General features: G+C 43.7%; 8 protein-coding genes. 7 read left to right on the top strand and 1 reads right to left on the bottom strand.

All coding sequences use genetic code 11. The annotated features are described in order from the left end of the window. The first annotated feature begins 239 nt into the window (after window positions 1–239). The 7 genes from G590_RS0104280 (at window position 240) to G590_RS0104310 (ending at window position 14,659) form a co-directional block, all read left to right on the top strand. Window positions 240–1,259 (top strand): DUF6709 family protein, encoded by a 1,020-nt coding sequence (locus G590_RS0104280; RefSeq protein ID WP_022764437.1) that lies wholly within the window; start codon window positions 240–242, stop codon window positions 1,257–1,259. After that, window positions 1,249–2,193, top strand: coding sequence for a TIGR01212 family radical SAM protein (locus tag G590_RS0104285; protein ID WP_022764438.1), 945 nt, complete (start codon window positions 1,249–1,251; stop codon window positions 2,191–2,193). Before G590_RS0104280 ends, G590_RS0104285 begins: the two co-directional genes overlap by 11 nt. Window positions 2,194–2,221: 28 nt before the next feature. Then, the gene (locus G590_RS0104290; protein WP_022764439.1) at window positions 2,222–3,112 is read left to right on the top strand and encodes an alpha/beta hydrolase; all 891 of its coding nucleotides are present in this window, start codon (window positions 2,222–2,224) and stop codon (window positions 3,110–3,112) included. Between the two features lie 228 nt (window positions 3,113–3,340). Beyond that, complete coding sequence (locus G590_RS18365) at window positions 3,341–11,119, top strand: CehA/McbA family metallohydrolase (RefSeq protein WP_022764440.1); 7,779 nt, start codon at window positions 3,341–3,343, stop codon at window positions 11,117–11,119. Beyond that, complete coding sequence (locus G590_RS0104300; protein ID WP_022764441.1) at window positions 11,106–12,260, top strand: YibE/F family protein; 1,155 nt, start codon at window positions 11,106–11,108, stop codon at window positions 12,258–12,260. Before G590_RS18365 ends, G590_RS0104300 begins: the two co-directional genes overlap by 14 nt. Window positions 12,261–12,323: 63 nt before the next feature. Further along, the gene (locus tag G590_RS0104305) at window positions 12,324–13,223 is read left to right on the top strand and encodes a DMT family transporter (RefSeq protein WP_242829759.1); all 900 of its coding nucleotides are present in this window, start codon (window positions 12,324–12,326) and stop codon (window positions 13,221–13,223) included. Beyond that, entirely contained in the window at window positions 13,220–14,659 is a 1,440-nt protein-coding gene (locus tag G590_RS0104310; protein ID WP_022764443.1) for an MATE family efflux transporter, read from the top strand. The genes G590_RS0104305 and G590_RS0104310 overlap by 4 nt, the downstream gene beginning before the upstream one ends. Here G590_RS0104310 and G590_RS0104315 read toward each other — a convergent pair. Then, window positions 14,656–15,078 carry a hypothetical protein gene (locus tag G590_RS0104315; protein ID WP_022764444.1) on the bottom strand — a complete coding sequence of 141 codons (423 nt, stop codon included), beginning with the start codon at window positions 15,076–15,078 and terminating at the stop codon, window positions 14,656–14,658. The genes G590_RS0104310 and G590_RS0104315 overlap by 4 nt on opposite strands. Window positions 15,079–15,109: the final 31 nt, after the last annotated feature.

The following is a 15,109-nucleotide window of genomic DNA, read 5'->3' on the forward strand; positions in this document are numbered from 1 at the left end:
ATGGCACAACCGTATATATACAGTTTTAAAGGTTCCGATTGACTTATTTTACCACGAACAGCTGTTCGCGTAAAGGCGATTCATCCCACAACCGACTTCATCGGAAGGGGTTTTCTCGCTGAATTTTATAAAATTTAAAACTCCTTACATTTTAATTGTAATCCCAAACGATATATGGTAGATTTTATGAAGTTTGTAACTGAAGTGTTTTTAGTTTTTGTTGGTAAGGAGTTTTTGTAATGAGTAATATTAGCAACCCCAAGGTGAAAAGAGCACGCGCAGGCAAGGCAGTTTCTGCGGTAATCGGAGGAGTGCTTCTTCTTGTAGGCGTACTTAGTTTCTTTTTGGAGTGGTACATCCATAAGAACAACGTGGACAACAGGGTATATTTCGCAGACGCATACAATGAGAATATGCTAAAAGACGATATTTACGTCTGTGTCGATGTGACAAATGAGCCGTATGAGATCGGTTATTACGACAAAGAGGAGAGATACTATTATGTATCTGACGGGTATGACCTCTATATTGTAAGATGTTCCGAGAAGGAATATAACGACATTGTGTTTGGAGTAAAGTCTCAGGGCACTTATGAAATCATCGGAACAGTTACTGAACCAAACGATGAGGTTATGGACCTGGCTTTCGAGTATTATAACGAGGGCGAGGAGCCTGAAGATGTTGTTACCAGAAAAGAATTTGATGATTATTTCATGGGTTCAGCGCTTCTGATCGGTGGTCAGGCACACTCTGAAGGCGGCTTTATGATCCTCGGCATTTTTGCCGTAGGCTTTGGCTTTCTTATTTTCGGTTACGGATTATTTGCTCTTATTGGCTACAACAAGGCGTTTAACAGGATCTCAGATGTTGAGGCCCAGGTTCTTGAATCAGAGCTGGACAGCCCACAGACAGTATATATCAAGAAGTGTCATACATACCTTACACCAAGATATCTCGTCAGCATGGGACACAAATTCAATATCGTTCCCTATTCAGATATACTTTGGGCTTACAGATTTAACCAGAGCTATAACTTTATAACAGTGCTTACAAATGTTAAGCTCTTTACAAGAAATTTTGATACTCTCAGTGTTGCTGATATGTCAGGTATCGTATTCAAGAAGAATGAAGCTATAGCGCAGATTTTTGATATGATCCATCAGCACAATCCCGAGACATGCTTCGGATATACAGATCAGCTTCAGAATCACTTCAACTCTTTGGTAAGACAAGCGAATATCAACGAGAATGCCGGTTAAATTATCAACTTATTTAAAAAATACATATGGCGAGAAGATCTACAGGCTCTCCTTATCCTCGGGCTGCACCTGTCCAAACAGGGATGGCACGCTTGGATACAGGGGCTGTAGTTTCTGCTCGGAGGGCGGCTCCGGTGAATTTGCACAGGGACCTGATTTCATAAGAGATCAGGACAAAGGCATGACATCGGAGTTTTTTGACGTTGATGCTCAGATAGAAAGAGCTAAGGCTCTGATCAGGAATAAGACAGGAGCAACCAGGTTCATTGCTTATTTCCAGTCATACACCAATACCTATGGGGATGTGGGCAGGTTAAAAGAGCTCTACAAAAAAGCCATAAGTCGTGAAGACATAGTTGGCCTTTCTCTGGGAACCAGGCCTGACTGTCTTGGGCCGGAAGTTATGGATATGTTAAAAGAGCTCTCGGCTATTAAACCGGTCTGGATAGAGCTTGGACTTCAGACCATCCACGAGGATACGGCAAAGAGAGTGCGCCGGGGATATGAGCTTTCTGTATTTGAGGATGCATACAGGAGTCTTAAGCAGGCGGGGATCACGGTTATCGTTCATGTGATCTTCGGACTTCCGGGAGAGAGCACGGAAGATATGCTTGATACGATCAGATTCCTGTCGGCCCTTGATCCTGCACTTGACGGTATCAAGATCCAGAACCTGCAGATATTAAAAGGCGCTGACATGTACAAGGAATATCTGGATGATGTAAATAGCGGCACCGGAGACTTCCATATTATGTCCATGGAGGAGTATACTGATGTTGTGGCAAGGGCAATAGCTCTTTTACCGAAGGAGACAGTGGTCCACAGAATGACAGGTGACGGACCCAGAAAGCTTTTGGTGGAACCACTCTGGAGTCTTGATAAAAAGCGGGTTTTGAACATGCTGACAGCCAAGACAAAAGATCTTTTGACATAAAGAAGTATTGGGGAAGAGGGGAATTTCCATGATTATCATAAGTATTGTTTTGATCTTATCAGCTTTATTTCTTGCTTTCTGCTGGTGGATGGCAGGTTATGTCATGACCGGCAAGAAACAGACTTTGGAGGAGGCATTCGCCTGGCAGAAGGATCACTATGACACTTCTTTTTATGATCCGCTTGAGAAGACGGATTATACCGTTGAGGGTGAAGGCGGCTATACTCTGCATGTTCATTTTCTGAAAAATCCGACAGACACAACTAAATATATGCTTATCTCTCATGGCTACACAGACAACAGGAACGGAGATCTTAAGTATGTGAAGATGTATCTGGACTATGGGTTTAACTGTATCCTGTATGATCTTCGCGGACACGGAATGAATGCTCCTGCCTTTACTTCATACGGAATTCTTGAGGCAAAAGACCTTTTAAGAATGATAGAGGACAGCAGAAAGAGATACACGGATATGACTGTTCTGGGGCTTCATGGTGAATCTCTTGGCGCTGCAACAACTGCAACTGTCATGAAGTACAAACCCAATGTGGATTTTGCCGTTGCTGATTGCGGATTTTCCGATATTGAGAATGTTATCAGAGGTGCATACAGAAGTGCCCATCTTCCGTCATGGCTGTTTAATATAGCTGATTTTGGCGCACGTATAAGGTTTCATTATGCGCTAAAAGACATGAGACCTATTGATTCATTATCTGACAACACCGTACCGATACTCTTTATTCACGGCGCGGAGGACGACTTTATTCTCCCGAAGAATTCCGAAGATATGAAGAAGGCTACAGCCGGATATGCCGAGTGCTATACAATTCCGGGGGCTGGGCATGCAGAATCTGTGCTTGCAGACACTGAGGCTTACAGGAATTATGTAAAAAACTTTCTTGAAAAAGTTTTGCAGTAATTTATGAAAAAAATATAAAAAAAATATAAAAAAATTTGGTCGCGTGGTTAGTGGGGTTGGAAAACGAGTATTCGTAAACACCGCATGAATACTGGGATTAAAACCTGTTTTTGATGCACGGTTTTTTGTTGACATAACACGTGCTATATTGGTACGATTCTTCTACTCGAAATTTTATTTGGTGGGGACCGGATAAAAATGAAATTTTGTTGAAGGGAGAGATTTATTATGAAACGCGCGACCAGGGGATTTTTGTCCTTTGTAACAGCATTTCTGATTGTATTCTCTACATTCGGAAATGCTTTTTTAGTTGCAGAGGCAAGTGAACCCGAAGCTATCGAACAGATTGTAGAAGCTGCGGATAGTGCATCAACTGATGTAAGCACTGTAGATGCTGCTACAGACAATGCTTCAGCAGGAGTATCGACCGTTGTGACAGACGCAGCCGGAGAAGATGATACTTCTGAAAATGAAGATGAAAATAACGAGGAGAATGATGCTCAGAATGTGTCTGATGATGCGGCCGGTACAGCTGATACAGCTAATACAGCAAACACATCTGATGCCACAGAGACTGCATCAGATGAAACAGTAAACCTCGTTGTTAATGCCGTAGAGGAGGATGGCTATGTTACCCTTACCTGTGATGTTGAGGGTTCAACCATCTACTATTCAATCAATGAAGCCGGTGATGCCGGATATATAATATATGACGGCAAGATCAGCATCGATACAACACAGGACACTGTGATCTGGGCCTATGCAAGTTATGACTCAGATACTATGGATGCTGTTGACGGTGAAAGGGTTAAGTTTGAGTTTCCCGCAAAAGAGGATTCTGATGAAGGCATGGTAGGCCTTATGAGGAGTTCTTCAGCATCTGCTAACGTTGGAAAATTAGTTGAAGAAATTGCTGATGGTGATATGATTCTGATCGCTATTAACGGCTATACAATGGATAGATCTTTTAATGCTATCGAGCTTACAACTAATGACGATGATGAAGTTATACCTGATGAAAATGCTTTAGTGCTTACTGTTCACAGATCAGATGATGGACTGTGGTTTGAAAATGACGGTGAATATCTGGCTGCAGAGAATGGTAAGAATAATCTTTTGTGGGCACAAAAGAGCTTAGAAACTGCAAAATGGGTACTTAATGACAAGGTGATTGAAAACAGTACATCCAAGACCTCTGCTAGTAAGCCCTACTGTCTGGGAATCAAGAAAAATGACAACAGTGTATTCAAGGCATATGCAAAGGGAAGTTCATCCGGATTATTCCCGGTAAGCTTCTATTTCTTGGGCAAGGCTAGCACTGTTGCTGCTCCTACAGCATCAGTAGAGAGCGACTCCAAAGTTGAGTTCGGCGATAAGGTTGAACTTGCTTGCGTAACAGAAGGTGCAACAATCAAGTACAGCTTCGATGGAGAGAATTTCAAAGATTACGAAGAGGCGGTTGAAATCACTAAGGATGGAAATCTTTATGCTTACGCTGAACTTAATGGCGAAAAGAGTGATGTCGCTGAGTTTAAGTATGAGCTTTTCGCAGGATCCAGGATTACTGACGTTACCAGGCTTTCAGAAGATCAGAAGTTTGTGATCACTTTTGGAAGTGATAAGGCGATGTCTGTTACAGCTTCTGAGCCTGACAAAAAAGGAAATATTAAACTTGAGCCAACAGCAGTTGCAGTTGATGAAAACGGTCATCTGACTTATAGCGATGAAGCAGCTTCTTTTGCAAAGCTTTCTCTTGTAAAGGGTGAGACTGAGGGACAGTACTACATTACATCAGAGTTTCCTGTCGTTGAAGATGATAATCTGACAACTGATACACAGATCAAATACCTTACAACAGGTGCTACAGGAAACAGCCTCACATTCGAGACTGACAAGAATGATTACAGCCTTTGGACATTTGAGCCTGAAGAGGACGGTTCATTCCTTGTAAAGAATGTAAATGCTGTTTACCACGACAGTAGGAATAATATTGATAAGCCTCAGTATTTTGAGTTCTTTAATAATCTTTTTACTGCATACAGCTATCTTGCAGGAACAGACAAAAAAGATAACTATACCTTCTCAGCATACACTCTTCCTGAATTTGTTGAGGGTGAAGAAGTGGATGACGATACTGCATCCGTAGGCGAAGAGGCTAAGACACTTAAGGATGGCGACAAAGTCATCATGGTTATAAATGGTGCTGCACTTTCAGGCACTGTAAACGGAACCAAACTTGAAGGTGTCGGAATTGAAACAGCAGAAGACGGCTTAGTTACAGGCAAGGAAGGCAGTGTAGTCCTTACTGTAGAAAAGACAGATGACTATGTGGCATTTAAGTATCAGGCAGATGCTGAAGCCGGAACTTATAAATACCTGACAGCTCCTGCGGATGGAAAGCAGGGTCTTCTGTTTGCTGATGAACTCACTGATCTGTCCAAGTGGACACTGGAAGAGCAGACTTCAGGCGGATTCTATGTTAAGAACAACACAGCAGTATATACAGATAAGAATGGCAACACAAATGCTCAGTATATTGAGTACTACAAGAATCTGTTTACTGTATACTCTCTTGGTAACGGAGGAGTGAACTTCCTTACAAAGTTCTATTACGCAGGAGCTTCTGAGGACGATGAAGCAAATACAGTAGGTAAGCTCCTCACCAGAACATTCAATGATGGTGATAAGGTGGTTGCTTATCATCCTACTTCGGGCAAGGTGATGTCATCAACTGCTGAAAACGGCGGACTTAAGGGCATCGATCTTAAGCCTTCAGAAGAGGGACTTCTTGACATAAAAGATACAGATGCCGTTGTTTTGACAGTTTCTGTTGATGATGACGGAAATTATATCTTTAAGACAGAAGAAGGCAAGTTCCTTTCAATTGTTAAGGAGACTAAGCCTCAGGCAGATGGAACGACCAAGGACTATATCAATCTGGTACTTACAGATGAGGCAGTAGAAGGAAGTACATGGGTAGAGGCTGCAGCAGATGAAAACAATGCCGGAAACTTCTACTTAAAGAGCACAACCATGAAGGTTGGCACTAGCGTTCAGGCATTTGAATATTACAAAGGTGATTTCAAGGCTTTTGGATTTAAGGAGGATCCTGCTTACATCTTCAATTTCTATGCAGTAAAAGAAGGTGAGAGCACAGCAAAGCTTGAATATGACACGGATACATCACTTGCTGTAGCTCAGTGGGCAGGCAATGCTCATTATGATGAAACCGAGAATTCAGAAGAGTACATCAATGGTGATCTCTATGCTACCAACGATATGCTTGATAAGAACGCTAAGTTCACAGCAGTAGTGGGCGGAAATGCTTCAAAGCCATGGACATCAGCAAAGAGCACTACAACAGGTTCAACAAGCTTCTACATGGGTTCAACAGGAGTAATATCAGAGTCTGATTACATGGAGCTTTCATTCCCTTCAAACGGATACGGCAACATGTCCCTGGCATTAAGAATGAGGGCATCCAATACTGCAGCCGGAGCATTCCAGCTTCAGTATTCAACTGACGGAGAGAACTTCAAGAACCTTAAGAACGGTACATACTCATACAAGTATACAGCATATAAAAAGACCGGTGAAACGGATGAGAATGGCAAGGCAATCACAGAGCCATTTGAAGTCAGTGGATCCGGCGATATCACAGACGGTATTGCAAGAACATCACTCGCTCCAACCTACTATGTAACCTTTACTTTTGAAATTCCTAACGCAGCAGCCGATGCTGAGAATGTCCTGATAAGACTTGTTCCTACTGGCGGACTCAGTGCCAAGGGGGATAAGGAACCTCAAAAGGGCGGTGTTATCCGTATGGACAGCGTCAAGGTAACAGGTAATCCTGTAGTTGACTCTTCAGTAACAGCACTTGTTAAAGCTGATCCTGCATCGGGTGAGATCGGACTTAATCAGGAGATAGTTCTTTCAACAGCTACTGAGGGAGCAGAGATTTACTATTCAGTAAACGGCGATGAGTTCGTTAAATATGAAGATGGTGCGAAGATAAAGTTTACAGAGCTTCCTGCAACAATCAGCACTTATGCAGTCAAGGAAGGGCTTAAAAAGAGTATCACAGTAAACTATCAGTATACTCAGGCTCAGGTTGCAGCAGTAAAAGCTAATCCAAACGGAGGAGCTGTATTTGCAGATCAGTATGTTTCATTTAAGACTGCTACAGAGGGAGCTATAATCCTTTACAGATTCAGAACAGCTGAAGAGATTGCAAAGGATACTGAGACTACAACTAACAAACCTGCTACAGAAGATGCAGAGACAGAGCCTGCAGAGGAAGAGAAGCACGATGACTGGAAACAGTGTTCAGGTTCAATCAAGCTTGAAAATCTTCCATGTGAGATACAGGTTAAGGCAGTTCTTGCAGGATACAAGGACAGTCCTGTAACAACTCTTAAGTTCACAAAGAGACTTAATGACAAGTACAATGTTTACTTTGGTCAGATCCATGCTCATACAAATATCTCCGATGGTGCGGGATCACTTGAGGATGCACTTAAGCATGCTTCAAATGTAGATAACCTTGACTACATTGTTATCACAGACCACAGTAACTCAATCGACAATGAAAAAGAGTCAAAGATAGCCGAGAATGTAGATAAGTCTGCAAATGATGAGTGGACATATGCTCACAACCTTGTTAAGCAGTATTCAACAGACGACTTTACATGCGCATACGGTTATGAGATGACCTGGAGTAACGGACTCGGACATATCAACACCTATAACACACCGGGATTCCAGAGCCGTACACAGACAGAGTACAGTACATATGCAACAGCTCTTCAGAACTACTATGCAGCACTCAGAACTGTTCCTGATTCCATCAGCCAGTTCAATCACCCCGGAACAACCTTTGGTGATTTCAGTGACTTTGCATACTACTCAGAAGAGAACGATAATCTTATCACTATGATCGAGGTAGGTAACGGAGAAGGCACAATTGGTTCTTCAGGTTACTTCCCATCATACGAGTACTACACTCGTGCACTTGATAAGGGATGGCATGTAGCGCCTACCAATAACCAGGATAACCACAAGGGTAAGTGGGGTGATGCCAACACAGCACGTACAGTAATGCTCGCCGATACCAATGACGAGGATGCTATCTACGATGCAATGAGAAACTACCGCATCTATGCTACAGAGGATAATGACCTTTATATCTACTACACACTTGAAGGCAATATCATGGGATCCATCCTGGAAAAGGATGCAGTAGGTGATCACCTTGCAATCAAGGCTGACATCAAGGATCCTACAGATGGTTCTATCGGTAAGGTGCAGGTTATTGTAAACGGTGGAAAATCCATCGACGAGAAGACTGTAGATGAGAGTGAAGCAACAGTTGAGTTTACGGTTCCTTCACATTATTCATACTACTACCTCAAGATTACACAGAAGGATGGCAACATCGCTGTAACAGCTCCTGTATGGGTAGGCAGTGTTGAGGCTTGCGGTATCAACAGCACATATACAAATACAGTACTTCCTGTAGCTGGTGAGCCTATTGATGTTAATGTTGATTTCTACAACAACGAGTCAAAAGATCTTGTTATCAACGATATTGAGATCCAGCTCAGCGATGTTGACGGCAAGAAGACTCCTGTAGCAAAAGTTACCGGTGAGGAAGCTGAGATAACATCAGTAACTCCTAACAGCACCGCAACATATAAGACAGAATTTGTATATAACCAGGCCGGTAAGGTGACCTATGAAGTTACAGTAAATGCAACACTGGGTGGTGTGGAGAAAACTTACACAGATAAACTTACTGTAGATTACACAGTACCTGAGATGGTTGCAGATGTTATTATCGACGGTACTCATTACAATGACTATGTAACCGGCTACTATGGCGGAAACATGTCAGCATTTATCTCAATCTGTGCTTCGAAAAACATCAGAGCTAAGGTTGCAACTACAGAGATAACACCTGAGACACTTGAAAACTGCGCACTTCTTGTTCTCTCAGCACCTGCCAAGAAGGGCGGAACAGCAAATGCCGGAAACTATAGCGTATCACACTACAGTGATGAGTTCATTGCTATGGTCAAGGATTATGTGGCAAACGGCGGATCTGTGATAGTATGCGGACTTGCTGATTATTCGGACACTGCAGACGGACAGACTGCTACAGAGCAGAATAGGCTTCTTGAAGCCATCGGATCAACAATCCGTATGGGATCTGATGAAGTATGTGATGATACTAACAATGGCGGCCAGGTATACAGAATGTATCCTGAAACCTACAATGTAGAAGAGGCTGCAGGATTGTTTGCAGGTCTTCGTGATGGTCAGAAGTACAGCCAGTACTCAGGATGTTCTGTAGATATTTCCAACGCCGGTGCAACTGATTTTGTTGATGCTGCAAAGTGGCTTGTTAAGGGCTATGATACAACATATTCCGTTGACTGCAAGGATGCATCCGGTAATGCACAGGGAGGAGCTTTACCTAACGGTGTTAAGGGTATCAAGAATGACAACGAAGGTAATGTAACATTCCTTGCAACCCAGCACACCAAGGCTGGCGGAGATATCTACGTTGCCGGTGGAGTATTCATTTCAGACTTTGAGGTAAAGGCAGAGATTGATAACGCAGATTCTCTTCCTTTCACTAACTACACAATAATAAACAACATCCTTGGTGGTTATACTGTAGAACTTCCTGTATCAACAATCGCACAGGCCCGTGCAGGTGAGATGAATCAGGTATTTGCAGTTGAAGGTTATGTGACCAGCGGAACATCAAATCCTGATACAACCTTCTTTGATACGATCTACATCCAGGATGAGACAGCAGGTATTGATATCTTCCCGTATGCTACAGCAGGCCTTGAGATTGGTACCAAGGTACGTATCACAGGTTTTGTTGCACAGTATCAGGGAGATATGGAGCTTAAGGTTCTTTCAGCCAAGATTCTTGATGATGAGCCTTATGTATGGGAACCTAAGGTAGTAGATACCAGGACAGCTATGGATTATGCCGCACTCGGAGGATCACTTCTTAAGACCTCCGGTAAGGTAACAAGAGTCGCAGAAGGAGCTGACGGAAATATCGAAGAGTTCTGGCTTGCAGATGACGCAGGAGTAGAGGCAGCAATCTTCATCGACGGTTATATCAAGTCCGGTACAACAGGAGATGAAGGCAAGGCAGCACTTAATGACTTCGTTAAGGTTGGCGCTGAAGTTTCAGCAATCGGTGTTCTCTATATGCATCCTGAAGGAGACAGCGATGTTTCCGTACCGGTATTCAGAGTACGCAACTGCGATGATATAGTGCTTATTCACGAAGCAGCAGAGCCGGAGCCCGGATCAGGTTCATCAGGTTCAGGAAGTGAGACAGGTTCTGAAAGTGGCCAGGGCTCAGAAAGCGGATCAGGATCAGGCACAGGATCTGAGTCAGGTACAGGATCAGAATCAGGCACAGGAATCGAGCCCGGATCAGGAAGCGGCTCAGGTAGTGAGACAGGTTCCGAAAGCGGTTCAGGTTCATCCGATAATGGCGGAAACAGTGGATCAGGATCATCAGATGACTCTGCGCCTCAGTCACCTATACAGAGAGTGCTCGGAGCTATCAAACAGACTGTTGAATCCGTGGTAAATACTGTTACTGACGGAGTCAAGAATCTGGTTAACAGGATATTCGGAAGAAGCAACAAGAATAAAACAACCACAACAACTACAACAGGTACATCCGAAGGTGAAGTTGTAGGAAGTGTTACGGATATTACTGAAGATCAGACTGCTCTTGCAGAGACACCTGAACAGCAAAGTGGTGACCAGCCTGCTATTACAGAGCAGACAGGCGACAATAAAACTGATACAATTGTTGAGGAGGCGACAGCTACATCGGATAAGCCTGAATCAAAGGCAAGAAAAGCAGCCAAGGCAGCAGCAACCACAGTAGTGGTTACTTCGGGACTTGGCCTCGCAGCAATCGGAATCAGAAAGCTGTTGTTACTGTTACATGTCATTAAATAATTTTGATAAAAAGAGAATAGTTAAAAACATCTTCGTGATCATAGCTTTTTCATTGGTACTTATTCTGGCCCTTGTCCTTGCAAACAAGGACAGGCCGGAATATACCACAACAAGGGAAACCGGTGTTGAGTATGAAACAGCCAAAGTCCTGGCGATAACCGAGAATAACTCGGAAATCGACCGGGACACCGAAGGTGTCCTCAGAGGGAGCGCTGAACTGAAGGTGGAGATACTCACCGGCAGGTACAAAGGAGACATCTGCTTTGTTACCAACTATTTCAGCGCTCTTTATAATGTTGATGTAAAGCCCGGAGATACTGTATGTGTCCGCATAGATACAACAGGAGACAGAGTTTATAACTGTAATATCTATAACTACAACAGAGTACCGCTTATAATATGTCTTCTGGTGCTGTTTTTCCTGAGCCTGGCAATTATAGGAGGATTTCAGGGAATCAAGGCTTTTGCAGGTCTTGCCTACACTGTGCTCTGTATCTTCGGTATACTTCTGCCCCTGACACTTAAGGGAGTGCAGCCGATACCGCTGACTTGTGGGATTATCTTTTTTACGAGTGCTGTATGTTTCTATCTCATAGGTGGATTCAGTAAAAAGACAGTGGCTGCTGCACTTGGATGCTTTGGCGGAGTTATGATCGCAGCACTCCTGGCGCAGGTATCTGCAAACATTGGAGGAATTTCAACGTTTCAGATGGATGAGGCGGAAGCACTGCTTCTTTTAAAGAGTACGACTGCTATTAAGCTCAGAGGTCTTTTTACCAGCGGAATACTTATTGCAGCCATGGGCGCTGTAATGGATATAGCAATGTCTATTGCATCGGCTCTCGAGGAAGTTCATAATATTAATCCTGAGAGGGATGCAAGACAGCTGTTTACATCGGGACTTAATATTGGCCGTGATGCCATGGGAACCATGGCTAATACGCTGGTTTTAGCATATGTGGGAAGCGCACTGAATATGTGTGTTCTGATCTATTCCTACGGCGTTGGACTAAGACAGCTTTTATGTACGGACTTTGTGGCGATTGAGATCATCAGAGCAATTGCCGGAAGCGTGGGAATCATTTGTGCTGTTCCCTGCGTATCTATAATCGCGGCCCTTCTCTACACAAGAAAAAAGTAAGGGCGGTGTATTGTACTGAATTCAAAGAGTAAAACAAATTTATGGACATATATGCCGGTGGTGGTGCTTTCCGCAGTTTTTTGCTGTGTTCTGTGGGGAAGTGCTTCACCGGCTATTAAAATTGCCTATGACCTTTTTGGGATAGAAGCCTCAGACACGGCCTCAAGACTTATGCTCTCCGGAACAAGGTTTGTACTGGCCGGGATTATGGTCATTATCTTCGGATCTGCCATCAGCAGGAAAATGCTTATTCCGAAAAAGACATCCTGGAAGTATATAGTGATTCTGTCTCTGTTCCAGACCATAGGTCAGTACTATTTTTTCTTTATGTCTCTGGCCAATACTTCCGGAGTCAGAGGCTCTATCATCAATGCATCCGGTAATTTCCTGGCACCTCTTATTGCCATGTTTATTCTAAAGCTTGAAGCGCCTGCGCTTAAAAAGCTCGTGGGCTGTGGCGTGGGATTTACAGGCATAATTTTGTTCTTTGGCGGAATATCTTCCCTGACTGAAGGAGGAGTAACCTTTGCCGGAGAGGGGGCTATGCTCTGTGCAGCTATGTTTTACGCCATTTCCGGGTGCTGCATCAAGATCTTTTCCAAATATGAAAACCCGGTTATCCTAAGCGGATACCAGTTTGCTATCGGCGGTCTTGCTTTGTTCGCAGTGGGACTTTTAATGGGCGGAAGCCTTGTATTTGGCAGCATGGGATGTTATCTTAATCTAATATACATGGGATTCATTTCGGCCGGTGCATATACTCTTTGGGGAATACTTCTTAAGTACAACCCGGTCAGCAGAGTGTCTGTGCTGGGCTTTATCAATCCTATCATGGGAGTTCTTCTGTCAGCTCTTTTCCTGGGAGAGGGAAAAGAGGCGCTCTCTGCAGGAAGCATACTCTCTCTGATACTTGTGTCCCTGGGAATTTTCCTGGTAAACTACCAATTTGAGAAGAAAATATGACGACATTTGAAACCGGAAACAGAGAAGAAGCAATAAGATATAAGTTCACTTTGAAGGAGTGCTTTTTTGGCGACGCTGCATTCTACAGAAGAGTAGCAATGGTGGTGCTCCCCATGATCATCCAGAATACCCTCAGCAATATTGTGGGACTTTTGGACAATGTCATGGTAGGACGCCTTGGACCGCTGCAGATTCCGTCTGTGGCTGTTGTCAATCAGCTCCTTTTTGTCTTTTACCTGTGCATATGGGGGTCACTGGCCGGCGCAGGTATATTCAGCACGCAGTTTTTTGGCAAGGGAGATATGGACGGAGTGCGCTATGCCATAAGGTTCAAGCTCCTGACAGCCATTACCATATTTACGGTTGCCATCGCAATCCTGTACTTTAACGGGCCTGCGCTGATCCTTGATTATATTGCAAAAGACACTACGGATGCAGCCAGGGCTGAGACTTTAGGCTATGCTCTTTCATATCTGCACATCATGCTGATAGGCCTTGTGCCTTTCAGTCTGACTCAGGTTTATGCCAGCGCCATGAGAGAGTCCGGAAGAACTACACTTCCTATGATCGCCAGCATGATAGCGATGGTTGTGAATTTCGTGTTCAATGTGCTTTTGATATTCGGCTATCTGGGATTTCCGAGACTGGAAGTAAGAGGTGCTGCCGTAGCAACGGTTATTTCGAGATTTGTGGAGTTTGCCATAGTAGTTATCGGTGCCCACAGAAGAGGCTCGGCTTATGGATTCTTTAAGGGGCTCTACAGTAATTTCAGGATTCCCGTAAGCCTGATCTGGCCTATCCTGTCCAGAACACTTCCGCTTTTTTTGAATGAGTTTTTGTGGTCTTTTGCACAGGCAAGACTTCTGCAGGCATACTCTGTAAGAGGACTTGAAGTTGTCTCTGCAATGACCATAAGCAGTACTATTTCTCAGATATTCAACGAGGTCTTTTTATCAATAGGAAATTCTTCGGGAATCATAGTTGGACAGGAACTCGGTGCCGACAGACTTGTTTCGGCCAGAAGAAGTGCCTGGAGAATGGCTGCGCTCAGCTTTATGAGCACTATTGTAATGGGATCGCTTCTTGCGATGGCTGCGCCGTTTATTCCTCAGGTGTATAACACTACTCCCGAGACTAAAGCGCTGGCCACCAAATTTATACTTGTTTTGGCATGTTGTATGCCTATTCATTCGTATGCAAATGTGTCTTACTTTACACTGCGTTCGGGCGGCAAGACACTTATCACCTTTATATTCGACAGCTGCTTTGCTTGGCTTGTTTCTGTGCCTGCATCCTTTATCCTCAGCAGATACACAGCACTTCCGGCTCTTACTATATTCATCATCGTAAACAGCCTGGAGTTCATCAAGTGCATCATAGGTTTCTGTCTGGTAAAGAGCGGCATCTGGGTCAGAAATATAGTAAAGGCCGATTAAGGAGTTACGTACTTTGACATGATGTCTTCGAGCTCTTTGAGTTCCTCCTCGGAGAGATTCTCCTGGGCATATTCCATGAGACCTGAGGCGTCTTCGCTGTTAACATAGGACTGAACTTCTGAAACAGTGTCAAGAGAAACGTTGTTTGCGATGATCTCTGTAACAGTATCCTTGTCTTCTTCTGACATGGAGTCGAAGATCTCCTTTGTCTTACCTGAAGACTTCTCGGCGTAAGTGTCAATTGCCTCGCTGACGATGGCTTTCTTAATGGGATTGGCGGATTTCTTCTCCTCGTTTGACTGTGTCTGCTGCTGAGTCGCCTTCACATCCTTCATGATTGAATTCTTACCGACGAGGAATACTACTCCGATCAGTAATACTACAAAAAGTGTTATAAAAAAAGCTTTAGCTGCTTTCATTTTGATTTCCTTTCATAATGTCTTAATGTTA

This window comes from Butyrivibrio sp. XPD2006 (assembly GCF_000420865.1).
In the GTDB taxonomy this organism is placed as follows: Bacteria; Bacillota; Clostridia; order Lachnospirales; family Lachnospiraceae; genus Butyrivibrio.